20 protein-coding genes and 2 pseudogenes are annotated in these 21,929 nt (G+C 38.9%); 6 read left to right on the top strand and 16 right to left on the bottom strand.

The annotated features are described in order from the left end of the window. Positions 1 to 234: 234 nt before the first annotated feature. A complete protein-coding gene (locus tag CWB75_RS10310) occupies positions 235 to 1,128 on the bottom strand; it encodes a response regulator (RefSeq protein ID WP_138570591.1) in 894 nt (297 codons plus the stop codon). Between the two features lie 98 nt (positions 1,129 to 1,226). On the opposite strand from CWB75_RS10310, the gene CWB75_RS10305 reads away from it, so the two are divergent. After that, positions 1,227 to 2,027 carry a chromosome partitioning protein ParA gene (locus tag CWB75_RS10305; protein WP_138570590.1) on the top strand — a complete coding sequence of 267 codons (801 nt, stop codon included), beginning with the start codon at positions 1,227 to 1,229 and terminating at the stop codon, positions 2,025 to 2,027. Positions 2,028 to 2,663: 636 nt separating this feature from the next. Beyond that, the gene (locus tag CWB75_RS10300; protein ID WP_010388887.1) at positions 2,664 to 2,978 is read left to right on the top strand and encodes a DUF4437 domain-containing protein; all 315 of its coding nucleotides are present in this window, start codon (positions 2,664 to 2,666) and stop codon (positions 2,976 to 2,978) included. Positions 2,979 to 3,148: 170 nt separating this feature from the next. Here CWB75_RS10300 and CWB75_RS10295 read toward each other — a convergent pair whose 3' ends face one another. The 5 genes from CWB75_RS10295 to CWB75_RS10275 all read right to left on the bottom strand — a co-directional run bounded on the left by CWB75_RS10295 (position 3,149) and on the right by CWB75_RS10275 (position 6,347). Beyond that, a complete protein-coding gene (locus CWB75_RS10295) occupies positions 3,149 to 4,117 on the bottom strand; it encodes a hypothetical protein (RefSeq protein ID WP_075170200.1) in 969 nt (322 codons plus the stop codon). Positions 4,118 to 4,191: 74 nt separating this feature from the next. After that, positions 4,192 to 4,461 carry a hypothetical protein gene (locus CWB75_RS10290; protein ID WP_075170199.1) on the bottom strand — a complete coding sequence of 90 codons (270 nt, stop codon included), beginning with the start codon at positions 4,459 to 4,461 and terminating at the stop codon, positions 4,192 to 4,194. A gap of 134 nt (positions 4,462 to 4,595) precedes the next feature. Next, the gene (locus tag CWB75_RS10285; RefSeq protein WP_138570589.1) at positions 4,596 to 5,132 is read right to left on the bottom strand and encodes a DUF7010 family protein; all 537 of its coding nucleotides are present in this window, start codon (positions 5,130 to 5,132) and stop codon (positions 4,596 to 4,598) included. 157 nt (positions 5,133 to 5,289) lie between these two features. Beyond that, the gene (locus CWB75_RS10280) at positions 5,290 to 5,901 is read right to left on the bottom strand and encodes a hypothetical protein (protein WP_138570588.1); all 612 of its coding nucleotides are present in this window, start codon (positions 5,899 to 5,901) and stop codon (positions 5,290 to 5,292) included. 122 nt (positions 5,902 to 6,023) lie between these two features. Further along, on the bottom strand, positions 6,024 to 6,347 hold the full coding sequence (locus tag CWB75_RS10275) for a hypothetical protein (protein ID WP_138570587.1): 324 nt from the start codon (positions 6,345 to 6,347) through the stop codon (positions 6,024 to 6,026). Positions 6,348 to 6,678: 331 nt separating this feature from the next. Here CWB75_RS10275 and CWB75_RS10265 point away from each other — a divergent pair, with 331 nt between their 5' ends. Both CWB75_RS10265 and CWB75_RS10260 read left to right on the top strand, forming a co-directional pair. Beyond that, entirely contained in the window at positions 6,679 to 7,950 is a 1,272-nt protein-coding gene (locus CWB75_RS10265) for an O-acetylhomoserine aminocarboxypropyltransferase/cysteine synthase family protein (protein WP_138570586.1), read from the top strand. Between the two features lie 68 nt (positions 7,951 to 8,018). After that, positions 8,019 to 8,678 (top strand): NADPH-dependent FMN reductase, encoded by a 660-nt coding sequence (locus tag CWB75_RS10260; protein ID WP_138570585.1) that lies wholly within the window; start codon positions 8,019 to 8,021, stop codon positions 8,676 to 8,678. Between the two features lie 16 nt (positions 8,679 to 8,694). Here the strand turns inward: CWB75_RS10260 and CWB75_RS10255 are convergent, their stop codons facing one another. The 7 genes and pseudogenes from CWB75_RS10255 to CWB75_RS10225 all read right to left on the bottom strand — a co-directional run bounded on the left by CWB75_RS10255 (position 8,695) and on the right by CWB75_RS10225 (position 17,206). After that, positions 8,695 to 8,883 (bottom strand): DUF1289 domain-containing protein, encoded by a 189-nt coding sequence (locus tag CWB75_RS10255; protein ID WP_138570584.1) that lies wholly within the window; start codon positions 8,881 to 8,883, stop codon positions 8,695 to 8,697. A 14-nt stretch (positions 8,884 to 8,897) separates the two neighbouring features. Further along, the gene (locus CWB75_RS10250; protein WP_010388878.1) at positions 8,898 to 9,413 is read right to left on the bottom strand and encodes a hypothetical protein; all 516 of its coding nucleotides are present in this window, start codon (positions 9,411 to 9,413) and stop codon (positions 8,898 to 8,900) included. Positions 9,414 to 9,571: 158 nt separating this feature from the next. Then, positions 9,572 to 9,915 (bottom strand): annotated as a pseudogene (gene hisE, locus CWB75_RS10245) (phosphoribosyl-ATP diphosphatase). Then, positions 9,906 to 10,607, bottom strand: a pseudogene (hisF, locus tag CWB75_RS10240) (imidazole glycerol phosphate synthase subunit HisF). Before hisF (CWB75_RS10240) ends, hisE begins: the two co-directional pseudogenes overlap by 10 nt. Before the next feature lie 303 nt (positions 10,608 to 10,910). Beyond that, positions 10,911 to 12,881 carry a diguanylate cyclase domain-containing protein gene (locus CWB75_RS10235; RefSeq protein ID WP_138570583.1) on the bottom strand — a complete coding sequence of 657 codons (1,971 nt, stop codon included), beginning with the start codon at positions 12,879 to 12,881 and terminating at the stop codon, positions 10,911 to 10,913. Positions 12,882 to 13,077: 196 nt separating this feature from the next. Further along, complete coding sequence (locus CWB75_RS10230) at positions 13,078 to 16,125, bottom strand: efflux RND transporter permease subunit (protein WP_010388874.1); 3,048 nt, start codon at positions 16,123 to 16,125, stop codon at positions 13,078 to 13,080. A 10-nt stretch (positions 16,126 to 16,135) separates the two neighbouring features. Then, complete coding sequence (locus CWB75_RS10225) at positions 16,136 to 17,206, bottom strand: efflux RND transporter periplasmic adaptor subunit (protein WP_138570582.1); 1,071 nt, start codon at positions 17,204 to 17,206, stop codon at positions 16,136 to 16,138. Between the two features lie 556 nt (positions 17,207 to 17,762). On the opposite strand from CWB75_RS10225, the gene CWB75_RS10220 reads away from it, so the two are divergent. Further along, complete coding sequence (locus CWB75_RS10220; RefSeq protein ID WP_138570581.1) at positions 17,763 to 18,770, top strand: catalase family peroxidase; 1,008 nt, start codon at positions 17,763 to 17,765, stop codon at positions 18,768 to 18,770. Between the two features lie 16 nt (positions 18,771 to 18,786). Continuing rightward, the gene (locus CWB75_RS10215; protein ID WP_138570580.1) at positions 18,787 to 19,326 is read left to right on the top strand and encodes a cytochrome b; all 540 of its coding nucleotides are present in this window, start codon (positions 18,787 to 18,789) and stop codon (positions 19,324 to 19,326) included. A 496-nt stretch (positions 19,327 to 19,822) separates the two neighbouring features. Here the strand turns inward: CWB75_RS10215 and hisIE are convergent, their stop codons facing one another. Genes hisIE through CWB75_RS10200 form a run of 3 tightly spaced genes read right to left on the bottom strand, consistent with a single transcriptional unit; the run spans position 19,823 to position 21,923 of the window. Next, positions 19,823 to 20,437, bottom strand: a complete 615-nt coding sequence (gene hisIE, locus CWB75_RS10210; protein WP_138570579.1) for a bifunctional phosphoribosyl-AMP cyclohydrolase/phosphoribosyl-ATP diphosphatase HisIE — start codon at positions 20,435 to 20,437, stop codon at positions 19,823 to 19,825. Continuing rightward, a complete protein-coding gene (gene hisF, locus CWB75_RS10205) occupies positions 20,428 to 21,207 on the bottom strand; it encodes an imidazole glycerol phosphate synthase subunit HisF (RefSeq protein WP_010388869.1) in 780 nt (259 codons plus the stop codon). Before hisF (CWB75_RS10205) ends, hisIE begins: the two co-directional genes overlap by 10 nt. Continuing rightward, positions 21,189 to 21,923 (bottom strand): 1-(5-phosphoribosyl)-5-[(5-phosphoribosylamino)methylideneamino] imidazole-4-carboxamide isomerase, encoded by a 735-nt coding sequence (locus CWB75_RS10200; protein WP_138570578.1) that lies wholly within the window; start codon positions 21,921 to 21,923, stop codon positions 21,189 to 21,191. The genes hisF (CWB75_RS10205) and CWB75_RS10200 overlap by 19 nt, the downstream gene beginning before the upstream one ends. Between the last annotated feature and the right edge of the window lie 6 nt (positions 21,924 to 21,929).

Genomic DNA, 21,929 nt, shown 5'->3' with positions numbered 1-21,929 from the left:
ACGGGCTACGGGCTACGGGCTTCGGGGGGAGCTAATATTTGACTTTTCACTGGCGCGTTTAAGACTGTGTGATGGTTTTTGTTTCTCATTTTTTGCTCATTCACTTCTCCTTGTGTAATAAGACCCTTAAGTGATTGATTTACCATGAGGGTGCAGAGACGCTGCGCTTTTGTAGGAGTAGGGTGTTTTTAAAATTAAACTTTTTTATAATGGTAACTACGTAAGTTTAATTTATTAAATACCAACCAGCATAATTTTACCTTGTGCCATGCCCTCAAGCTGGCAGCTAAAATCAATGCGCTTTTCAGCAGGTGTTTTATACAGCAAAGTGAGCTTACGAAAAGGCGTGGTAATCACTTTGACCGTTTTGATTTGTAAACTAACGCGTGTTCGTTTGTCTAAAAAGGCAAAAGCCGTTTCCGTTAACGCTTTTTTACATGCGCTTAATGCTGTATTTGTTACAACGCCAGATAATATCGAGTTACTAATATCTTCAGCCGACAAGCTACTATAACCAATTGCCATTACACAGGCGGCATAAATATCAAGTATGGCAATAGCGCGTACTTTTTGACTTTTAGGATCCTCATAAACAGCCATTACACAGGGTACTTTAGATTCATCGAATACCTGCGATTGAATTGTGTTTACGATTAAAGACTGACTTATATGTTTATGAAACAACCGTTCTAATTGCGACAGCTTTGGTAACGCTAAATCATCATTTAATTCAATTTCATCAGGAATGACTTCGTTATTTTCTACAAGTTGAACCAGAGGTAATAACTTATCGTGAAGTTGTTCATCTGTAAAAGGTTTTGACAGAACAAAAGATGCGCCAAAGCTAATGGCTTCTTCAATTTGAGACTTTTCATCAACCGTGGTTAGCATTGCTACTATTATATTAAGTTGCCTTTGCTTTATTGCACGTAATAGCGTAACTCCACACATATCAGGCATATGCCAGTCTGTAAGCACAATATCGGGGTGCCAACTACCAATCAGCGTTAACGCAGATTTAGCATTGTTGGCTTTTTCTATTAATAACTTCCGATAGCCAAACTTTTCCAACCCTCGGCGTACTATTTCAAGTGTTGCATGGCTATCATCCACGATAAGTATTTTCACACAGGTAACTTTTTTTTAAATGTTGTTGTTATTATGGCAGATTTTTTTCACAGCGCTAAACTCTAGTAAATAAACACTTAATTTAAGATAACTAAATAATGCCATATGCCGTATTTCCGCCTGAGGTTTATCATTATATTGCTATAAATTTTGGGCTACTTATTTTAGCCGCGTGGTTTTATATTCTTTTACTGATACTCAGAGAGTTTAGGGCATTTGCACTTAGCATGGTTAAAAGTAACGGAACAATGGATGATGCGACGTTAGCTATGTGCAGAGAGTCTGTTGAAAATGCTATGAGCTATGTTAACGATAATCGAAAAACTATCGCTGAGTTAATCAGTGTACAAATGCTATTACAACAGCAATTAACTGAGGTTACTTCATCAACCAAAGATCATGTTACCGAAAAAGAACAACAGCTAATCGATGATCTCAATAAAAAATTAAAACGCTCGCATAAGTTAATCCGCAAACTTAAGGGTGATTTGGATAAAAGTGTTGAAAAATTAAAAGTTACTCGCCAAAAGCTCTATGCACAATATGATGCAGTGACTGTGCTTCAAGAAGAAAAAGACCAGTTACAAGCAGATTACGAAGCGCTTAAAACCGCAAGCGAAAATAGTGATAAAACATCAAACGCAGATGCATCCTCAACGCCCGACCAAACAAGATTACTTAACACTTTAAACGAATATAAAAGGCAAATTGCAGAGCAAGACCAACTGCTACAGCAATTACAGTTACAAACTGACGGGCCAGAAAGTAGTGAGGAGCTAGACACATTAAAGCAAGAGCTAGAAAAAACCCAGTACGCACTGAAACACCTTACAAAAGAAAAAAAATTCATTGAAGGGCGCTATTTAGATATGATGAAAAATAGCCAAAAACCAAGCTAGAATGCGTTATGGTTATATTTTCTCGCTTCCTGCTTATTTAGTTATCTTTGTAAAATTAGATTTTGAAATCATTGATTTACAAAGAGGGCGAAGAGAAGCTGCGCTTCTAAAAAACAACACTGTGCTTTTCACTCATGCTTTAGCAAATATTGATGTGTTGCATAATTGATTGATTGTTTTTTGTTAATTAAAGGCTGAGATGTAAATGATTAAATAAACCTTATTTAAGGTTTTGTCGCACTGGCGACAGCAGCCAAAGAGGGGCTACCGCTGGTCCCTCTCTGGACACTCTCAGCGCACCCGAGCGTCACGCTTTATCCTTCAAATAAACCATTGCTTGAACGTAAGCGGCGTATATTCACCATCCTTGGCGAAGTTACGCCTTGTATTTCATCCATGGAATACATTCCTCAGCAATACCTTATTTTCAGGGCGTGATGAAGGGGGAAATGTTAAACGTAACATGGGTAGTCACTTTTTACTTCGGTCTATTACAATGAAGCCCAGTAAACAAAGGCAACCTCAATTATTATTAGTGTTTTGCATTAACGATTGGCAGCAAAGTGCCAGAAGCAGATGGTCAGGAGTTATAATGTCTGAAGTCAAGATTTGACCCCTTTGGCTTCTAAAGAGTCGATGACTAAAACGGGCGTCAAAATAACCTATTTGTGGGGTAGCCTTGAAGAAGGTGAATTTAGAGGTGCACTTCTCAAATTTCCACCAGGTGTATCAGCAGCACTGAGCAGTAAAGCAAATACACTTCACGCTGTATTAATCAAAGGAAAGATAGCCTATCAAACACAAAGTAGTTTAAAGGCACTTAAACCCGGTAGTTATTTTGGTTCAAATGGCCTACATGCTCACCAACTTTCTTTCAACGATGATGATGAAAGCTTTATTTACGTGCGAAGTGATGGTGAATTCGACATTATATTAAACCCTAAACCCTAAATTCTAATTTATATCAATAAATGCAAGGCGGTCGTTACTTGAAAGTTACGACAGCCTTGGATAAACACAAGTCATGTCAATATTAGAATTTACTGAATCAGCGCTGTTCAAATACACTGGCTCAGTATGAGTTGGTAGTCGTTATTGTTATATTGCCTATGGTTTGATCATTAATAAGGGTAAAGACTGCCATTTTGATAAATGTTTGCCAGCCAGTCATTCACGATAGTGTTGGCTTCACTGAGTTCAGCCTGTGAAAGCTGAGGGTATAGCCGTTGCTCAAACCATGCATAACGATTATATAGTTCACCGTTTTCAGTTATTTCCATCATTAGGCGATTTAATGCGTACGACTTTGCTAAGCTATTACCGCTGATTTGTTGCGAATGATACAAAGCCGACAATTTCATTAACGCTTTTTCACTGCCATGCTGGGCTGCTTGCTCTAAAAAAGCGATTTTTTGTAGCTTGAATGCATCGCGCTTTTTAATGTACTCATCTCTGTTTTGTGTTTTAAAACCTTGTGATTGCATATAAAACTCTGCTGTTATATCAGCAAATGTTTGTTGCGCTGCAACAGATCCGTTTTGCGCTGCATCATAAAAATATAAATAAAACTCACGACGTTGCTCCTGATTAATTCCACTACAGTAATCAAATCTTTCTAACGTAGCATCAATTGCTTCACCTGCATCGGTATAATCAGCTATGGCTTCTAGCTTTGCTTGTAAGGCAAAATCATCAATAGGGGCAGTAAAGCAATATCTTAAATTAGCTGCAACAATATACTTTGCATCAATATCGCCTTTGCCAGCCTTATTTTTTAACTGCACTAAATGTGTTTTTAGTTGCCCTTGTTGTTTCCAGCGTGGAATGGCCATTACAGCAAGTTGGTTATTTTGATCTTGTATGCCTTTTTCTATAGGGGCGATAGTGTTTTTATCGGATAAATCATCGAGTGTTTCTTGTTTTAAACTAAGGGGGGGAGTTGCTTTTAACGTATTTGGTTCCTTTACCACTGAGTTGAGAGGTGAAGAGTGCGATAATCGGCCACTGCTATAACTTAGTGCAATCAAAAGTAATATTAAGGCTAAGCATAGGTAAAGCAAAACACCTAGAGTTTTATTATTTATTTTCAAAGGCTTGGTACCATTTATTTACGTTAAGTTAAAACAGATTAAATTCTTATTATTCTAAGTTAGCATGTTAGTTATTAAATAACTTCATCTTCATTAGCTGGATCACCACTTTCATCTTCGCTTTTAATTTGTTTTTGCTTCATTCTTTCAATTTTTTTTATTTCTTGAGGAGGAATAGGGTAGATTGATATTAATGGAAAAAAAGCTAAAAAGACCAATGCCCCCTTTGGCATTTTTTTGCTCCAAGTAACTAACTTAAACATTCCCTGAAAAACGACTAAGGCGAGTAACATTCCACCTAAATAATAAAATACTTCAATATCAATAGCGTTGAGTAAATCCATTTATCACTCCATCTTGTTATAGTAACTCAATGGGGAGAGTGCTGATCATATTCAAGAGTTAAATGAGTTTTGGTACTCATTTACTACTAATTGCCTTCTCTATGTTCAAATGATTTTAAGGACATTGTCAGAGTTTAGGTGTTTGTCATATCCCTGGTTAACATTTGATAGATACTTATTAAATAAGTTAAAACGATAACGCAAGAGATAGCTAAAATACTACTGTTAGGGAATAAATACCAAGCGGCTACAATTAAAATACTTCTTAACAAAGCATGAATTAAGCCAACAGGATGTTTAACGATCCAAGAATATACTACCCAATGAAGTCCTAAGCCAACGCCTAAACTCAAAGGAACAAATTCAGGTGCATTTAAAAGTAACGGTATATGGACAGCCCAAAGAAGATTAACCATCACTATGCATAGGCCCATTAGTTTTGCTAAAGGGTTGGATGAGGAAACTAAGTTCTCTTTTCTAAATTTAGCAATTACTAAAGCTATAGGAAAAATACCACCTGTTGCAAAAAGTAGAATATATATAGAAATATTTGCGCTAAATTGTGTACTTAGAAATCCAACTAAACCCCAAATTATGGTTCCAGCAACCGGCATTGAAATAGATCTGTTTGAAGATTGTTCAAATTCTATTCTGTATTCATCTAATGTCAAAATACTCTCTCCTTGCTTGAGTAATGCTCAGACTTATTGAAGCACATAACGCTTGCAACAACGGCGCATGCTTGATGGACTCTTTTTGGCAGCGAAGCGTTTTGCAAAAAAAGCGACCAGCGAGTATGCGTCCGTTTTGATTGAACTTGTTATAAGCCTATTTACACAAAGAGTCGAACTTTCTGATAAAGGCTTTTTGAAGCTCCTCACTCTCAAGTAGCTGTTTTCTATACCATAAAACATATGAGTCGATAGCTTTATGAAAGTCGTTACGAAAAACTTTTTTAGTCTCCGCACAGACAATTTCAGTTCCACTGTGAGAGGCTGCCCAAACTTTCCACCCATTCTTTGTAGATGCTTCATGCAATAGAGCACACCGTACGGAAGAGTAGAAATCACTAGCAATTTCATCATTGAATACTTGGCTAAATGGGTACCTTTGAGTAAGAAAGGAAATAAAGCAGTTTTTGCTGGATTTATATTCATATTCTCCGAGTTCAGAGCCTTTCCTTACCCTTTTGTAATTAACCCCTTTATAAGTCGATTCTAAAAATTCAATGATCGAGCAATGAATAGCTGAAATAGAGAACCCTTCTCCTAAACAATCACCTTTTTGGAGTAATTTGATCGGCTTTAAATAACGGCTTTCTAAGCGACCATAAAAGAAGTCATTAAAAATCTTCATCCACAATAAGCTATCTGAAGATTGCATTGCTTCTTCTCTTACTAAAAGCCAATCTTCTGCTTTTTTTGTATCAGTGATGTACATACTATCCTAGGCTTATAACGCCGTTTTAAGCGGCGAGTAATAGCTTGCTAAAATGTGAAACGAAGTGGAACCGAGCAAGCTGTTACGAGTCCGACTTGAAAACCCTTGTTAGGTGTAATTTGTTATGGCCATTGAGCATAAACTTTTTGCCGGTCACTTAAATACTGCGCCATTTGAACCGGTTCATTTGGATCGAAAACAATACTTTGAGCTGTTCCTCCTGCTGAATTATATAAGCCATATGTCTTTTTGGAATACACAGCGAGAAGGGTTATGTCAGGGAGTTGTTGATTTATAGTAATATCACTATAAATTTCATTTAAAAAACGGCCAATTCCTTGTGCTGCAACACCTATTTGTTTAGCAAGGTCACCATAAGTTATTGTCGATTTATTCTTGGATATACCAATAAGAATATTAAGGCATTGTTGACTCTTTGGGGACATAAAAACTCCGATGGTTGGATTACACCTAACAATTAATAGTGCGATCATCGCGCATATTCATACCAGCGCTGCGATCATCTTCTTTTACATATAGTTTTAACAAATTACCTAACATATTACTATCACTAAGTTTTTATTGTGTTTAATAAATACTTAGAAGAGTAATATGCGCGCTTGGCTCATTTTCTTGAATATATGAGCGACAGTAGTTTGAACACTTAGCTAGATATAGTATTAAATCTATTTCCTTCAACATTCTTTAGTATATTTCATGTGCATTTTGTAACCATTAAATGCTACGTTAGATGTAACTATATTGAAGGAATAAATTATGAAACTTGAGTCTTTAGCGTTGCACCATGGTTATGAATCTGAAGCCACCACTAAGTCGGCGGCGGTGCCGATTTATAACACCTCTTCGTACACCTTTGATAATACCCAGCACGGTGCTGATTTATTTGATTTAAAAGTGCCGGGTAATATTTATACCCGCATAATGAATCCGACCAATGCGGTACTTGAGCAGCGTATTGCCGCGATGGAAGGCGGCATTGGTGCGCTGGCGGTAGCCTCGGGTATGGCGGCGATTACCTATGCGATTCAATGTTTATGTGAAGTGGGCACTAATATTGTAAGCACCAGCCAAGTGTATGGCGGCACTTATAATTTATTTGCTCACAGCTTGCCGCGCCAAGGTATAGAAGCGCGAATGATTAAAGCCGATGATTTTGACAGTTTTGAAAACGCCATTGATGAAAACACCCGTGCGGTTTTTTGCGAGTCAATTGGTAACCCTGCAGGGAATATAGTTGATATCGCTCGCCTAGCAAAAATTGCCCACAGTAAAGGAGTGCCTTTAATTGTAGATAACACCGTGGCTACGCCGTATCTGTGTCGTCCATTTGAGTTAGGTGCCGACATTGTGGTGCACTCACTCACTAAATATATTAACGGCCATGGTACCGCGATTGGCGGTATGATTGTTGATTCGGGCAAGTTTGACTGGAAAGCCAATGCCACTCGTTTTGCGATGATGAATGAGCCTGATCCGTCTTATCATAATGTTGTGTATACCGATGCGTTTGCTGAGGCGGCGTTTATTGGTCGTTGCCGCGTTGTACCCCTTAGAAACACCGGTGCGGCGCTTGCGCCTAAAAACGCATCAGACATTTTAATTGGCCTTGAAACGTTAGGGCTAAGAATGGATCGCCACTGCGAAAACGCGCAAAAAATTGCTGAATACCTAGAGAGCCATCCTAAGGTACTTTGGGTTAATTACGCGGGATTAAAATCAAGCCCGTATAACGAAATGAGCCAAAAAATTACCAATGGTAAAGCGTCAGGTATTTTAAGTTTTGGTATTGCGGGTGGCTTAGAGGCTGGTACGCGGTTTATTGATGCCCTTAACATGATTTTACGCTTGGTAAATATCGGCGATGCTAAATCGCTGGCGTGTCATCCTGCATCGACCACGCACCGCCAATTAAATGATGAAGAGCTCGCCAATGCTGGCGTTAGCCGCGATTTAATTCGGTTATCGGTGGGTATTGAAAACATTGACGACATTATTGCCGATGTAAGCCAAGCACTCGATAAAGCTTAAACCGTACAGTAAATACCTCAAACTTTTTTGAGGTATTTATTTTTGCAATTAAAAAGGAGTGCCGATACATGAAATTTTTAATTTTTCTCGGTTCGGTTAGAAAAAGTACCCCACCTAAGCCTGCGCGTTTAGGGGAAAGGGTAGCGAAAGCATGTGAGCGTTGTTTGCTTGAGCATTACTCTGAGCATGAAATAGAGCTTATTGATCCGCTCGATTATGATTTAGACCCTGTGTTTAAACCGCACTTTGCTTATTCGCAGGCTGAGGCACCTAAACAGCTTGATGATTTAGCGGCAAAAATTAAAGCATGTGATGGCTTTGTTATGGTGAGCCCTGAATATAATCATTCTATGAGTCCGGCACTCGCTAATTTGTTAAACCATTTTGGTAGTTCTTTATTTGGCTATAAACCCAGCGCGATAGTGACCTATTCTGCAGGGCAATGGGGCGGCGTACGCGCTGCTGTTGGTATGCGCAGTTTTTTAAGTGAACTGGGTTGTTTACCGGTATCAGCAATGATCCATGTACCAAAAGCGCAAGATGTGTTTATTGAAAATGGTGAAGCAAACAATAGGACAGAGCAAACATCGTGGGATAGCTATTTTTCGCGCACCTTTAATCAATTAGTTTGGTGGGCAGAAGGTGCTAGCAAACAACGTGAAGCGTTAGATCCTAAGCAATTAAGCAAAGATTTTAAACGTGACCCATCACAACGTAATGCGCCTTAACGGTTAAAAATTTAAGCTAGTCTTTTTTGGCGTCTTCACGAGGGGAGGCCAATATTGTTTCTTTTTGTTCGTCAGTTAAAATAATCCAGTCGAATATTTCGTCGCTAGTGCGCCCGCACCCAGTGCAGTAGACATTCATTCTATAACATTCACCGATACAGTCTGTTTTTAAATGAGTGGATTGTTTACTGGGTGTTTGGCGCATACATTCTCTCGTCATTATTTAGTGGCGACGGGCTTTCCTACTTCTAAAGAGGTCGACCAAGTTTTAATTTTTGATAACGTTTTGCTGGTATAAACAGAAATAACCGGCGACTTATCATCAAGTACAAAGGTAGTACGCAGCGACGTTTCTGACTCTTTTTGTGTTTCTAACCAGTTGTTTTTTTTAGTTAAACATTGGCGAGTGAGTTCAACTGCTTGTTGATGCATAGCTACCGCCTGCTGTTGATCTTTGTAGCTTTCTTGGCATTGATAGGTCACAGTTTGATTGTTAAAGCTAGTCACTTGGCAGTTATCGCCAAAAACGTTGTACTTTGCAGTCCACACATCTAAATATGAGTTTTGTACTTTGGTGTCTTTTAACGCATCAAAGCGATTATCGAATTCGGTTATTAAGCCATCCATTTTTTCACAGGGCGTTAAGCTGTCTAATTTGGCTTTTTGCTCGCTGGTTAAACTGCTACAGCCAGACAAAATAAGACCAGTGAGTATAAGCGATATATAAGTTTTCATAGTGCGCTATCCTTCTGTAATAGCTATTCCTTGAATATTAGCTAAAGGATACCTAAGGGAGAGAATAAATGCTATTGAGAAGGCTGAATTAAAAAGAAAAATTATGGCTTGTTATAACGATGTGCGCCACATAATGGCGCACACAGTAATCGTTGTATTTACTTATGACGACCTTGTAGGCAAGCAACTACATCAGTGAGTTCTAACCCTTGTCGTTGTAATAGTACAACAAGGTGATACAACAAATCGGCCGACTCGTTGGTAAGTTCATTGTTGTCGTGTTTCATTGCCGCAAGTGCCACTTCTACACCTTCTCCACCTACTTTTTGACAGCTACGGCTTAAGTCTTCTGCGAACAGTGACGCAGTGTAGCTTTTAGCGCTTCGCTGTTCATAAAGCCTTGCATTAAAATTACGCCAGATCGGGCATCTTGAACAATGGCAGGGATCATCTCGCTTTTAGCGAAAGCAACTTGAGTTTGTTTTTCTAAGGTTACTTGCATAGTCTTGCTGCCACTTGGTTATCGATTAAAAATTGTTTTAGTTCACCGATGTTTATCACGTTTTTGTGAAAAACACTGGCTGCGAGCGCACCATCCACTTGGCTTTGTTGAAATACATCAACAAAATCTTGCATGCTGCATGCTGCATGCTGCCTGCACCGCCTGAGGCGATTAAAGAAGTATCACACAGCTGGCGTATTTTGCTGAGTTGCTCGTTGTCGTAACCGTTGCGGCTTGACGCATTAGGATCGCCAGTAAGCTAGATAAACTAGATATTCACAGGTTGTTTCGTCAAAAAAGCTGTCAATGCCAACAACTACACACTGCTTGCCAAACTCATCATGTAATTCTTTAATTAGCTCTGGACGCGCAATAGAAGGGCTATTAATACTGATTTTGTCAGCGCCACGTTCAAGCACACGAGCTGCATCAGCCACCGATTTAATACCACCGGCTACACAAAATGGAATATCGATATGGCGGGCAATGTTTTCCACCAAATTGACATCGAGTAGGCGTTTTTCAACACTTGCACTGATCTCGTAAAACACCAGTTCATCAGCACCGGCTTCGCTGTAAGCTTTAGCTAGGGTAAGTACATCGCCAACCACTTCGTGGCCTTTAAATTTAACCCCTTTAACGACTTAGCCGTCTTTTACATCTAAACAAGGAATTATGCGTTTTGATAACATGAGAATGCCTAGTTTTTAAAATTTTGATTTGAAATAAAGCTGTTTTTACATTTATCGTTTGTATGACTAAATAGAAGACACATAGACTGCACTTGATATGTTATTTATTTGATAAATTTGAATAGTTCATTTAATGAATGAATCTTAATGCATTACTATGCAATGAATTCTTAGCCTCACCACATAATAGAACTCCGGCTATATTAATACTTAAAGCTAGAACTTAAAGTGATAATTAATGCCTTAAAAAAGTATTCGCTTCAAAGCTTATTTTAAATTTATAAAATACTAAATTTAAAATGTTTATTTGGAAAAGCGATAACAGTTTCTGCCGGAGTTTTTAGCTTCATAAAGGGCTTGGTCTGCCTGTGTTTTAAGCTTAATGCTGGTTTGAGTTTCTGACGCGCTGGTTGCAATACCAATGCTTATACCTAAGCTGCATTGCTGATCAAAAATAGTAAAGGGGGTGTTAATACTTGTGATAATTCGCTCTGCAATATCCGCTATTGCTTTTTTATCGTTTAACTGAGGAAGAATTGCTGCAAATTCATCTCCCCCAATGCGCGCAATAATATCTTGTTGTCGCAAACAACTTTTGATGCGAATCGCCACCTCTTTAAGAACTTCATCACCTGCACCATGGCCTAATTCATCATTGATGGGTTTAAAGTAATCTAAATCAAGGTACATAAGTACCAAAGGGCAGGAAAGCTGCGTTGCTTTTATGATTTCTAAATCAAGCTGCTCTAAAAAAATACGGCGGTTATAAAGCCCTGTTAAACTGTCAAAATAAGCATAGTTTTCTACTCTGGCTTGATATTTTCTTCTTTTAATTGTGTGGATGGCAAAAGTATAAATAACAAATATCATTAACGTCATAATACCAAGATAAAGAGCGATAATAAGTTTCTTTAAGCTACTAAACTCACTCTCTATTTTAGCCAGCGGGACTTTATTAATTAATGTCCATTCGGGTCTGTTTATTAGGCTATTAGCGATATTATTTGGGAGCAACATGTCGTTTAATAAAGTTAAGTGATCATAAATATAAACATTGTTTTCATTTTCAATAATTCCATTCGCTTGGGTTTGCATGCTTTGCCATATGTGTGGCTGCTGATCTTTAAAACGGTGTTGCGGTCTGTTAGCAAACATAAATGACCATTGCTTATTGGTATCTCCAAATAACCAATAGCTATCTTTATTAAGCAGCATAATATTGCCTGATGAATTTTTTGAGATATTGTCTAATTGGCTAAGTAAGTGAGCTCCTTCAAGGTTGACGATAAGTAGCCCTATTTTAGTTCCTTTGGGTCCCATTAGCACAGAAGCTAAACGTATCATTGGTTTAAAAGGGCGTTCTATCTCACCGTTTTCAAAGTTTAAATCTAATGGGGAAATAAAAATAGCTGACGGGTTCATTTTTATAGCCTGTTTAAAATAGTAACGATGGCTTTTGTCTTGTAGCTGCTCTGCTGAGACTATAGCAACATTGTGCTTGTCTCTATGCACCCTTAATAGTTCCTTACCTGTTAGATCAAGAATTCGAATTTGTGTATAAAAGTTTTTAATAGAAATGAAGTTAGCATAGTCTTGCTCTAGCTGAGCTCTATTGACCGAACTTAAAATGTCATGATCTTTAAAATGATGATTGTTTCTTAAAATCAGCAAGTCACGAGAGGCATGATTAAGTTGTTGTAAAAAAGCTTTTTTTGCTTGTTTTAATTCATTTTTTTCATGTTGTATAACATTATTAATACGTGTTTGTAATTGGCTTTGGTAAAACATATATAAGGCGATATATAACAATACCGCAGAGCAACAGTAGGCCAATGAACTAGTCAGTTTTGTCGTGTTTTTTTGTGTGTTATGTGATTGGTTTAATGAAAAAGCATATTTAATTACGAATAAATAAATAAGCGAGACACTTAAGCTACTTAAAATTAAGCCGTCAATGAGCATGATTTGCCATTGTTTTAACATGAGAGCATCAAAATTAAATGCAAACATTATGATTGCTTCAACAGTGAACACAATCATAGCTATTTTTATAATAAGGAACTCAGTTCTGAGCTTTTGGTGAGTTACAAAGTCATTATCGCGAAATAAGTAAAGGGTAGTGACAATCGCTACTAACGCGATAAGGCTGGAATCTAATATTACTGAAAGCCAAACACCGGTAAACTGGGTAACAAATGCGGCTAAAAAAAGCATAATAACAGCTTCACTAAACGCTAAAGATAAAAAGAGGATCAGTAAGCGTTTTATTGGCATGAAAGTATCCGTGGAGTAAGTGTTATTATTGAATTTCAAAACGAAAACATTTTGTAACTATATAATAATTATAAAGGATGAGAATTACTATAAAGTTTATTAAATTAACTGTAGTTTTGACTAAAGTATAATAAGGATCCGGTCAAAGCAGAACATTGTTTAACCGAATCCTACAATTTAGAGCTTAATTACTCGCTTACTGATTTTGTTTAACATTCATAAAAATAGCATATAGCACGGGTATCACGATTAAAGTCAGCAGGGTAGCAAACAGTAATCCAAATACTAAAACCACAGACATTGATTGGAAAAATGCATCAAAATACAGTGGAATAACCCCTAACACCGTGGTCAGTGTTCCCATCATTACCGGTCTTACCCGACTATTTGCCGAATCGATAATGGCATTATATGCAGCTTTACCTTGGCGAATTTCCATGTCCATTTGATCTACTAATACAATGGCATTTTTAATTAACAAACCAGAGAGCGATAGCAATCCTAATATGCCCATAAACTCTAGTGGAATTTGTGTGGTTACCAGTCCAAAAACAACACCAATTAAGGCTAATGGCACGACAAGCCAAATAATAATTGGTTGTTTTAAAGCGTTAAATAACACAATAACAATCAGCACCATGGCTAAAAAGCCCAGCGGAATAGTTGAGGCCAGCATTTCGTTAGATTCTTTCGATTGTCCGTATTCGCCATCCCATTCAAGTCGATACCCTTGAGGTAGGTCAATGGCTTCTATTTTAGGCCTTACCCGATTAAATAACTCTGAGGCTAGTTCACCTGGTAGTGGATCGGCTTGGGCTTTTATAGTCCATTCGCGGTCTTCACGCTTTAAAATACCATCGCGCCAGACGGTTTTAAACCCATTGGTTACTTGCGCAAGGGGCAGTGTTTCACCGGTTATATTGCTTTGCACTTGAATATTTCCAATATCGTTTATGTCTACACGTTCAGCTTGTGGCGCTCTAACAATAATAGGAATGAGCTCTTCACCTTCACGATACTGCCCAACGATTTGCCCCGAAAAATTTTGCTGTAAGGCTTCAGCAACCGCTTTACGCGTTACACCAGCGCGCTGTGCATTAATGGCAGAATACTGTGGCTCAATAACACTAATGCGTTGTCGCCATGTATCTTTAATTGATAGAGCGCCGCCATCATCAATTAATATTCCTTTTGCTTGTGCAGCTAGCTCTCTTAATACATCTGGGTCGGGCCCTTTAAATGTGGCTTCTATTTTAGAGCCCCCACCAGGGCCCATTACAAAGCGCCATGCTTTGCCTTGAGCATCGACAAAGTTATCGTCAATGTAATTTTGTACGGTAGGTAAAAGTTGATCTAGCTTTTTGTAGTCATCGACTTTAGCTAAAATTTGCCCATAAGAACTATTTGGTGACTCACTACCATAAATAAGCATGTAGCGAAGACCGCCGCCGCCAATAAGCGTTTGTATACCTTCAACGCCATTTTGTTGCTTTACAAATTTCTCTAACTTGAGCATATCTCTTTTGGTTTTTTCAATATCGGTGCCTTGTGGTAGCCAAAAATCAACCACCATTTGCGGTGTGGTAGAAGCTGGGAAAAAACCTGATTTTACAAATTGAAACCCCCACATAGACACACTAAAAGTGGCAACCACAATGGCAATACTAAGCCAGCGGTGATGCAATGCCGAAACCACAACAGATTGATATAACGCCATGAGTTTATTCGGTTTTGCTGAGCCTGAGGTGTCGTTATCTTGCTCTTTAAACAAGCAATAACAAAATAAGGGAGTTAGGGTAATGGCAAATAACCAGCTGTATAATAAAGAAATTAAAATAACCCAGAATAAATGACCGGTAAATTCAGCGGTATCACCTGGGGCAAGACCAATAGGCGCAAAAGCAACAATGCCTACCAAGGTACCACCCAGTAGTGGCCACTTAGTTTGCTTGACGACTTCGCTGGCAATGTCTAACTTTTTACGGCCTTTTTGTGTACCAACTAAAATCCCTTCGGTCACAACTATGGCGTTATCAACCATCATTCCTAACGCGATAATCAGCGCTCCAAGAGAAATTCGATGCATGGGTATACCGCTCAAATCCATGGTCGCAAGGGTCGCAAAAATGGTTAGCAGTAATACTGCGCCAATAATAATTCCTGAGCGCAAACCCATAAATAGCAGCAGGGTAACCATTACGATCACCAGTGCGACTAAAACATTCACTACAAAGTTGTCGACTGAATCTTGTACTACTTTACCTTGGTGGTAAAACTCATGCACTGTGATACCCAGCGGTCTGAGGTTTTCAGTTTGTTTTACTTTGTCATCAACGCGGTCAAATACTTTAACCACATTAGCACCCAATACACTGGCGACCCCAAGTGAAATTGCAGGTTTAGAGTTATAACGGACTAACTTGGTTGCTGGACTTTGAAAGCCACGGTATACATTGGCAATATCTTTAAGATAAATTGTTTTACCTTCACCGCTGGCACTAACCAATAGATTTTTAATGGTATCAACGGAGTTTATTTCTCCGGTAGGGTCGATAAAAATACGTTGATCGCCAATTTGAGTGTTACCAGCGCTCAATACAGCGTTTTGCTCATCTAAAATGCCGTAAATATTATTAATAGACACGCCTAAAGAGGCTAACTCTTCACGAGCTATTTCTACAAATATGCCTTCTTGCTGCACGCCTGTCATAGCAACTTTGGCTACGCCCTCTACTTGTAAAATGTCACTTTGCAAATCTTTAGCGTAGGCATGTAACTCGTCGGGTGAGTACCCTTCGGCGGTTATTAAATAGCTCAAGCCATACACATCACCAAAATCGTCATAAACTTGTGGCGTGCCAGTACCAGGCGGTAATGTTGGACGTGTGTCATTTATTTTGTTTCTTAGCTTAGTCCAAATAACTTGCAACTCAGATTTAGTCGGAGAAAACTCTGATTTAATCTCTACTTTAATTTCAGATAAACCTGTAGATGAGGTGGATGATATAGTATCAACTTCTTGTAGTTCTTGAATTGCACGTTCAAGCGGCTCAGTGACTTCTTTTGCAACTTCTAGCGGGCTTGCACCTGAATACGAGACAAACACTTGCGCGGTGCGAATTATAAATTCGGGGTCTTCAAACCGCGCCATATTTTTATAGGATGAAAAACCAAACCCTAGCGTTAAAATAATGAGTATGGTGCTAATTAATTTATTATTGATTGTCCATTTTGCTAAATCCATTACCGCGCTCCTATGCTTTAGTCCAAGGACGTACTTTCATCCCCTCAGTTACATAGTTTGCACCTGCACCAACAATTACATCGCCAGCACTTAAACCGTCAGTGACAATAAGTTGTTCTCCAATGCCATTTTCAATAGTAACGGGAGTTTTTGAAGCTTGCATAGTTTGATCGTCAACCGTCCATACAAAGTGTTCACCATTTTGTTCAAAAATAGCAAAGGTTGGCACTAATAAACGAGTGGATGCTGAGCTGGCTTCACGTGTAAGTTTTAAACTGGCATTCATACCTGGCAATATATTAAGGTTATTTGGTACAGCAAATGCAAATCGCACTTCATAAGTTTGACTCGCAGAGTCAGCTTCTAAATTGGCACGTCTAAATGTTGCTGGAATGGGGGGAGTCGATACATTTTGTAAAATAACTGACGCTACATTGTTTTGCTTAGAGTCAACCGTGGCCACAATTGAAGCGGGAATATTTACCACCGCTTCCATTTCGCCTTTACCAAATAAAGTAACAACATGTTGACCCGCGCTTATGTTTTCAAGCTGCTTTACTGGTACCTCAGCAACAATGGCATCGTAAGGCGCTATAATTTTACTGTCAGATAGTGCTTTTTGTGCTGAGTCATACTGTGATTCTGCTACTTCTTTTTTAGATTTTAGTTGCTCTATATCTCGTTGTGAAATAACCCCATCTTTAGCGAGCTTTAAACCACGTTGGTAATCATTGTCGGCGGTTTCAAACTGAATTTTGCTCGACTTAACCTCATTAATAAAGTTTCGTTGTTCCAATACGGCTATTACATCGCCTTTTTTTACGTTTTGTGCGGCAATAACGTTAAGCGTTTCTAGCTTTCCGCTAACTTGAAAAGCAAGCTTTGAGCTATTTATAGTGTCGATAGTGGCGGGGTAGGTGAGCGTTTTTGATTGCGACTCATCACCTATGGTTATTAGTTTAACCGCACGTGGTTCGTTTTGTTTTTGCGTGCTGACTTCACTTTCTGAGCAACCGGCTAATAAAAATATAAACATGATACTAATCAAATTAAATTGAGTAAAACAAGGTGTTTTGATCATCTGGTTTACCTTAAATAAAAAGTGCGTTGTTAATTGTTGGCATTTTTAAGCAATTAAAAATTATAAAATAGCCAATTGAGTTTGTTTTCAAATTTACCTTAAATGCAATGTTTTAAGTAGTAACTACTGACTACTTGAATGGAAGCAGCCGTTAGCTAATGAGCAATAAATAACATTTTAATTTCAACAGTTTATTATTACTTGTACGGTTTTGTATTAATTTGTTTGATTGTGTAGAAAGCACCAAAATTACAACTTAGTACTTGCTCATATAGGCCTAAGTATAATTAACAATCAGTTTTTTAAAAGTGTAAGCCTGTAAACATAAGTTGTTTATAGATTTAAAACCATAAACTGTATTTTTTATTAATTAAATTGAAATATTAATTGCTTAGCAGCGGTCTTGTAAAAGTCATGTTGGTATCGCTTGATAAAAGCGCTTCAACGTAAGGCATCACTCAGTAATGGTTAGCCATTTATTTACAGACGTAATGTTAACTATGAATAACTCCTAACATAACCATTAAAAAATAATCACACGAGGTCTAATCCTACCATGAGTAAAAAAATCACCTTAATGGCAATAATCACTTTATTTGCTTTAACGATTTTATATTTTACCGGCGCATTTAATCGTGACGTAGTAACTGCACAGCGTTTTGTTAATTTACAGCAAGGCGATAATGCCCATGAGGGGTTTCGTCGTGCACATGCAAAAGGTATTTGTTTAGCTGGCTCTTTTGAGTCAACGGGTGAACTTGCTAAGTATTCGCAAGCTAAGGTATTTGATTTAGGGGCCACCCCTTTTGTAGGTCGCTTTTCTATCGCGGGTAATAATCCAACTGCACCTGATTTAAAAGCACCTGTGCGTAGTTTAGCGTTTTCTATAACTACCGATGATAACCAAGAGTGGCGTGTTGCAATGAACACGCCCCCGGTTATGGCGGTAGCTACGCCAGATGCGTTTTTTAAACAACTACAAGCACTTTCACCCGATCCGGTAACTAAAAAGCGTAGCCCAGAAAAAATTAAAGCGTTTTTTGCAGCGCACCCTGAAAGTGCCGCTTTTAATAACTGGAAGGCAAGCTATACACCAACCAATAGTTTTGCCACTGAGCAGTATCACAGCATTAATGCGTTTTATTTAGTGGATAAAAATGATGAAAAGCACGCAGTACGCTGGATAGCTAAACCGCAATTAAGTGATGAAAACATCCAACCTCTTAATAATGATTCACCAGATGCATTGCAGCTACAACTTAAAGACCAAGTAGCTCAAGCTCCGGTTAAGTTCGATATGCTGTTTAGTTTTGCAACCGAAGAAGATGATGAAAACAACCCAACTGTTTTATGGCCACAATCGCGCAAAACCATCAACGCCGGTGCGTTAGTAATATCACGCTTGCAAGCACAAGAGGGTGGGGTATGTGAAAACATGAACTTTGATCCGCTGGTATTACCAACAGGTATTGAGCCAAGTGCAGATCCTATTTTACGTGCCCGTGGCGCTGCCTATGCAGAGTCATTTCGTCGTCGTGCTAGAGAAGTACTTTTAAATAATTAATCACAGGAACGAGTCAATGAACACAATTACTAAATACTCAGCGTCGAGTATGCTGATTCACTGGGCAATGGCATTAATTATACTTTCTATGTTATTTCTTGGTTTATCGATGGTACAAAGTTTAGCCGTATGGCAATTAGAAGCTATACAACTACATAAATCGTTTGGCGTGTTAGCACTGATATTAGTGGCGATAAGATTAATTAATAAAGTACTGCATAAAAGCCCTGCATTACCCCAAAGTGTGCCTAAAGCACAAGCTTTAGCGGCACATTTAACCCAAGTGGGCTTATATGCGTCTATGATTTTAATGCCAATTTCAGGCTGGTTAATGCAAAGTGCTGACGAACGTTCTGTGAGCTTTTTTGGTATATTTACTTTGCCTAATTTAGTTAGTAAAAATATTGAGACCTATGCGTTTTTTCGTGAAGCACATGGCCTCATTGCTTATGCATTTTTACTGTTTATTTTTATGCATGTAAGCGCTGCACTTTATCATGGTTTAATAAAGCAAGATGGCGTATTGGGCTCTATGTTACCGGGTAAGCATAAATAATTTAGTCAAAGTTAATTAGGGACTGTTGACCTTTTGAGATTAAATTTGCAGCAGTCTGTTTGGTATTTAGGCAAGGAAGAGCCTAAGTAGTGTGAATATTCCACATATATAGGCGATAACGCAGCATCAATGCCAAACAGGCGCTACCCGAAGGGTTCTGCCTAGAGGCTATTTACTCTTTGTTGCCTACATGGATGTAGGTAAGGGGCGTGAGCAGGACGCGGAAGCTTTGCTCGGTTTTTACTTATTCTTACATGGATGTAAGCCAGTAGAATAACGCAGGAGCAGTTATCGAGCCCACTAGGTTGCAAACCTCGCGCCGCGATTAAACCGCCCCTAGTTTGAACAAATATTAATCCGCAAAGGTCAGCAGACCCTAGTTAAAGGATACCTAAGGGAGGGATTAAATGCTATTGAGAGGCTGAATTAAAAAGAAAAATTATGGCTTTTTATAACGATGTGCGCCACATAATGGCGCACACAGTAATCGTTGTATTTACTTATGACGACCTTGTAGGCAAGCAACTACATCAGTGAGTTCTAACCCTTGGCGTTGTAGTAGTACAACGAGGTGATACAACAAATCGGCCGATTCGTTGGTAAGTTCATTGTTGTCATGTTTCATTGCTGCAAGTGCCACTTCTACACCTTCTTCACCTACTTTTTGACAGCTACGGCTTAAGTCTTCTGCGAACAGTGACGCAGTGTAGCTTTTTGATGGGTCATCATTTTTACGCTCAACAATGACATCTTCTAATTGTGCTAAAAAGCTTAAGCTTGGTTTAGCATCATCGCCAAAGCAGCTTTGTGTGCCTAAGTGGCACGTTGGGCCCTCTGGGTTAGCCATTACTAAAATTGAGTCGTAGTCACAATCGGTATGCACCGATACCACGTTTAAAAAGTTTTCTGATGACTCGCCTTTGGTCCATAAACGCGATTTAGAGCGCGAATAAAAGGTCACTTTATTGCTCTCAAGCGTAACTTTTAACGCTTCGCTGTTCATAAAGCCTTGCATTAAAATAACGCCAGAGCGGGCATCTTGAACAATAGCAGGGATCATTTCGCTTTTAGCAAAATCAACTTGGGTTTGGTTTTGTTGTGTTAATTGCATAATCTTGCTGCCACTTGGTTATCGGTTAAATATTGTTTTAATTCGCCAATGTTAATCACATTTTTGTGAAAAACGCTTGCTGCCAATGCGCCATCGACTTCGCTTTGTTGAAAGACATCAACAAAGTCTTGCATACTGCCTGCACCGCCTGAGGCGATTAAAGGAATATCACACAGCTGGCGTATTTTGCTGAGTTGCTCGTTGTCGTAACCGTTGCGAACACCATCTTGGTTCATACAATTTAAAACGATTTCGCCTGCACCTAAGTCTTGTACGCGTTTAACCCATTCTTCGGTTTTATAACGGGTGCGGCTTGATGCATTAGGATCGCCGGTTAATTGATACACTAAGTATTCGCCGGTTACTTCATCGTAAAAGCTGTCAATACCTACAACAACACATTGCTTACCAAATTCATCGTGTAGCTCTTTTATGAGTTCAGGGCGTGCAATAGCAGGGCTGTTGATACTTATTTTATCGGCACCACGCTCTAAAACCCGTGCTGCATCGGCTACCGATTTAATACCGCCAGCCACACAAAATGGAATATCAATGTGGCGGGCAATGTTTTCAACCCAGTTAACATCAAGTAGGCGCTTTTCAACACTTGCGCTGATTTCGTAAAAAACCAGTTCATCGGCACCAGCATCGCTGTATGCTTTTGCCATTGTTAAAATATCGCCCACTATTTCATGGCCTTTAAATTTAACGCCTTTTACTACTTGGCCGTCCTTTACATCTAAACACGGGATTATGCGTTTTGATAACATGCTAACGCCTCCTCAACACTAAATGCTCCATCAAGTAGTGACTTACCTAAAATTACGCCGCCCACACCAAGTTCATTGAGCTTTTTAATATCATCTAACGAGCTTACCCCACCTGAGGCTTGCACTTTAATATTTGCATTATGATTAATTAAATCTTCATAAAGCGCAAAAGAAGGGCCTGACATGGTGCCATCTTTGCTGATGTCCGTGCATAAAAAGTCAATAACATCCAGAGCAACGTAAAAATCAACAAGCTCAAGTAAACCAAACTCAGATTCACTTAGCCAACCGTGAGTAGCAGGTGCCCATCCTGTGGCTGTTTTATTTACATCAAGGGCAATTACAAAGTGCTCGGCGCCAAATTGTTCAATCCAAGCTTTCACTTGCTCACGCTTTTCAACCGCCATTGAGCCAATAACCACTTGGTTTGCACCTGCTTTTAGCCAATCTCTCACGTCTTGCTCTGAACGAATACCGCCACCTACTTGGTAAGGTACATTGAGAGCTTTTGTTGCTGCTTGAATATGTTGCCACTGTTTTTTACTTGGATCCCGTGCACCTTCTAAATCAACTAAATGTAATTTAGTGGCACCACTGTCGGCATACTCTTTTAAGCGAGCACCAAGCTCAAAGGGATAAAACTGTGCAGTATCGTATTTACCTTGATACAAACGGACAATTTGATTTTGTAATACATCTAATGCTGGAATAATCACTGTATT

Origin of the sequence: Pseudoalteromonas sp. S1608 (assembly GCF_005887265.1) — a bacterium.
Taxonomy (GTDB): Bacteria; Pseudomonadota; Gammaproteobacteria; order Enterobacterales; family Alteromonadaceae; genus Pseudoalteromonas; species Pseudoalteromonas undina.
This window is presented reverse-complemented; position numbering and strand designations above follow the sequence as displayed.

Bases quoted from the DNA above. Each gene is read 5' to 3' on its own strand.
- CWB75_RS10235 (WP_138570583.1), bottom strand. From the start codon at position 12,881: ATGCCAATAAAACGCTTACTGATCCTCTTTTTATCTTTAGCGTTTAGT.
- CWB75_RS10225 (WP_138570582.1), bottom strand. From the start codon at position 17,206: ATGATCAAAACACCTTGTTTTACTCAATTTAATTTGATTAGTATCATG.
- CWB75_RS10290 (WP_075170199.1), bottom strand. From the start codon at position 4,461: ATGGATTTACTCAACGCTATTGATATTGAAGTATTTTATTATTTAGGT.
- CWB75_RS10265 (WP_138570586.1), top strand. From the start codon at position 6,679: ATGAAACTTGAGTCTTTAGCGTTGCACCATGGTTATGAATCTGAAGCC.
- hisIE (WP_138570579.1), bottom strand. From the start codon at position 20,437: ATGCAATTAACACAACAAAACCAAACCCAAGTTGATTTTGCTAAAAGC.
- CWB75_RS10215 (WP_138570580.1), top strand. From the start codon at position 18,787: ATGAACACAATTACTAAATACTCAGCGTCGAGTATGCTGATTCACTGG.
- CWB75_RS10230 (WP_010388874.1), bottom strand. From the start codon at position 16,125: ATGGATTTAGCAAAATGGACAATCAATAATAAATTAATTAGCACCATA.
- CWB75_RS10300 (WP_010388887.1), top strand. From the start codon at position 2,664: ATGACTAAAACGGGCGTCAAAATAACCTATTTGTGGGGTAGCCTTGAA.
- CWB75_RS10220 (WP_138570581.1), top strand. From the start codon at position 17,763: ATGAGTAAAAAAATCACCTTAATGGCAATAATCACTTTATTTGCTTTA.
- CWB75_RS10305 (WP_138570590.1), top strand. From the start codon at position 1,227: ATGCCATATGCCGTATTTCCGCCTGAGGTTTATCATTATATTGCTATA.
- CWB75_RS10255 (WP_138570584.1), bottom strand. From the start codon at position 8,883: ATGCGCCAAACACCCAGTAAACAATCCACTCATTTAAAAACAGACTGT.
- CWB75_RS10275 (WP_138570587.1), bottom strand. From the start codon at position 6,347: ATGTCCCCAAAGAGTCAACAATGCCTTAATATTCTTATTGGTATATCC.
- hisF (WP_010388869.1), bottom strand. From the start codon at position 21,207: ATGTTATCAAAACGCATAATCCCGTGTTTAGATGTAAAGGACGGCCAA.
- CWB75_RS10260 (WP_138570585.1), top strand. From the start codon at position 8,019: ATGAAATTTTTAATTTTTCTCGGTTCGGTTAGAAAAAGTACCCCACCT.
- CWB75_RS10280 (WP_138570588.1), bottom strand. From the start codon at position 5,901: ATGTACATCACTGATACAAAAAAAGCAGAAGATTGGCTTTTAGTAAGA.
- CWB75_RS10250 (WP_010388878.1), bottom strand. From the start codon at position 9,413: ATGAAAACTTATATATCGCTTATACTCACTGGTCTTATTTTGTCTGGC.